The following is a 2,458-nucleotide window of genomic DNA, read 5'->3' on the forward strand; positions in this document are numbered from 1 at the left end:
ACCTGAACCTGCACAAGACCTTCTGCATCCCGCACGGCGGCGGCGGCCCCGGCGTCGGCCCGGTCGCCGTGGCCGAACACCTCGTCCCGTTCCTGCCCGGCGCGGCAGCGGGTGAGTCCAACGGCCGCACCGGCACCCCGGTGACCTCGGCTCCGTACGGCTCCGCGGGCGTGCTGCCGATCTCCTGGTCCTACATCGCGATGATGGGCGCCGAGGGCCTCACCGAAGCCACCCGTCATGCCCTGCTGTCGGCCAACTACCTGGCCGCCCGTCTGGGTGAGCACTTCCCGGTCCTCTACACCGGGAACGCCGGGCTGGTGGCCCACGAGTGCATCCTGGACCTGCGTGAGCTCACCGCCCGCACCGGGGTGACCGCCGAGGACGTCGCCAAGCGCCTGATCGACTACGGCTTCCACGCCCCCACGCTGTCCTTCCCGGTGGCGGGGACCCTCATGGTCGAGCCGACCGAGTCCGAGGACCTGGCCGAGATCGAGCGGTTCATCGAGGCGATGATCTCCATCCGCGCCGAGATGGACCAGATCCTGGACGGGAGGTTCACCTTGGAGGACTCCCCGTTGCGCCGGGCCCCGCACACCGCCACCGCCGTGTCCGCAACCGCCTGGGACCGCCCCTACAGCCGTGAACAGGCGGCCTTCCCCGTCCCGGGCCTGCGCCAGGACAAGTACTTCCCCCCGGTCGGCCGCATCGACGGCGCCGCCGGGGACCGCACCCTGATCTGTTCCTGCCCGGCGCCCGAGTCCTTCGAGAACTGACCCCGCGCGGCACAGAGCGGTTACGAAAGGTATCACCATGACTGTCAGCACCACATCCAGGCACACCGTCCTCCACGAGGAGCATGCCGCCCTGGGGGCGTCCTTCACCGACTTCGGCGGGTGGGTCATGCCCTTGAAGTACGGTTCCGAGCTCGCCGAACACCACGCCGTCCGAAACGCGGCCGGACTGTTCGACCTGTCCCACATGGGCGAGATCCGGGTGACCGGAGCGCAGGCGGCCGCGTTCCTGAACACGGCACTGGTGGGCAATCTCACCGCGGTCGCGGTCGGGCGGGCCAAGTACTCATTGCTGTGCACCGCGCAGGGCGGGATCATCGACGACCTGATCAGCTACCGGCTGGGCGACGACGAGTACCTCGTGGTCCCCAATGCCGGCAACGCCGGCCTCGTCGCCCAGACCCTGCAGGAGCGCGCGGCCGGTTTCGACGTCACCGTCGTGGACGAGTCCGACCGGACCTCCCTGGTCGCCGTCCAGGGGCCGGCGGCTGAAGCCGTCCTGCTGGAGCTGATCCCGGCCGCCGAACAGGAGCAGGTCACCTCCCTGAGGTACTACGCCTTCGCGGGGGCCACCGTCGCCGGCACCTCGGTGTTGCTGGCCCGCACCGGTTACACCGGCGAGGACGGTTTTGAGCTCTACGTCGCCAACGCCGACGCCGCACCGCTGTGGGCGGCCCTATTGGAGGCGGGCGAGCAGCACGGGCTGATTCCCTGCGGCTTGGCGAGCCGGGACTCCCTGCGCCTGGAGGCCGGGATGCCGCTCTACGGCCAGGAACTCACCCTGGACACGGAGCCCTTCTCGGCCGGGCTGGGACCGGTCGTGTCCTTCACGAAGGACGAGGACTTCACCGGCCGCGAAGCACTCCAGGCCCTGAAGGCCACCGGAACACTCCGTCGACTGGTCGGGATGAAGGGTCTGGGCCGGCGTGCCGCCCGCCCCGGCTACCCCGTCGTCGCGGACGGACGGCACGTCGGTGAGGTCACCTCCGGGGCGCCCAGCCCCACCCTCGGCCACCCGATCGCCCTGGCCTACGTCGAGACGGCGTTCGCCGAACCAGGCAGCACGGTGACGATCGATGTGCGTGGCAAGCCCGAGCCCTTCGAGGTCGTCGCCCTGCCCTTCTATCGCCGTCCGCAGTAGTCCGGCGTCATCAACCCCGGCGACCGCCACCGGTCGTCAACCACCCTTCCTGATTGGAGCACCCATGAGCACCGTCCTACCCGCCCTCCGCTACTCCGCCGAGCACGAATGGATCAACGACGCCTCCCCGGCCCGCATCGGTATCACCGCGGTGGCCGCCGAGGCCCTCGGAGACGTCGTCTACGTCGACCTGCCCGAAGCCGGCTCGACCGTCACCGCCGGAGAGACCTGCGGCGAGATCGAGTCCACCAAGTCCGTCTCCGACCTCTACTCCCCGGTGACGGGAACCGTGGTCGAGGTCAATGACGCAGTCTCGGACAACCCGGGGGTCGTGAATGAGGACCCCTACGGCAATGGCTGGCTGTTCACCGTCGAGGTGAGCGACGAGGGCCCGCTGCTGTCGGCCCAGGAGTACGCCGAGGCCAACGGCGGTGAGCTCGCATGAGCGCGCTGAAGGAGACCGCGGCGGTGACGCAGGTGCCGGTTGAGTTGACGTCGTCGTTGGCGGAGTTGGACCCGGAGATCG

At 69.8% G+C, this 2,458-nt stretch carries 2 protein-coding genes and 1 pseudogene; all 3 read left to right on the forward strand.

The features are described from left to right. Positions 1-773: pseudogene (locus PLJ28_RS15580) on the forward strand (glycine dehydrogenase (aminomethyl-transferring)); the annotation flags it as partial. A gap of 37 nt (positions 774-810) precedes the next feature. Continuing rightward, a complete protein-coding gene (gene gcvT / locus PLJ28_RS15585) occupies positions 811-1,932 on the forward strand; it encodes a glycine cleavage system aminomethyltransferase GcvT (protein WP_298045055.1) in 1,122 nt (373 codons plus the stop codon). Positions 1,933-1,996: 64 nt separating this feature from the next. Then, the gene (gene gcvH / locus PLJ28_RS15590; protein ID WP_010145862.1) at positions 1,997-2,377 is read left to right on the forward strand and encodes a glycine cleavage system protein GcvH; all 381 of its coding nucleotides are present in this window, start codon (positions 1,997-1,999) and stop codon (positions 2,375-2,377) included. The last annotated feature ends 81 nt before the right edge of the window (positions 2,378-2,458 follow it).

The organism is Citricoccus sp. (assembly GCF_035445025.1).
In the GTDB taxonomy this organism is placed as follows: domain Bacteria; phylum Actinomycetota; class Actinomycetes; order Actinomycetales; family Micrococcaceae; genus Citricoccus.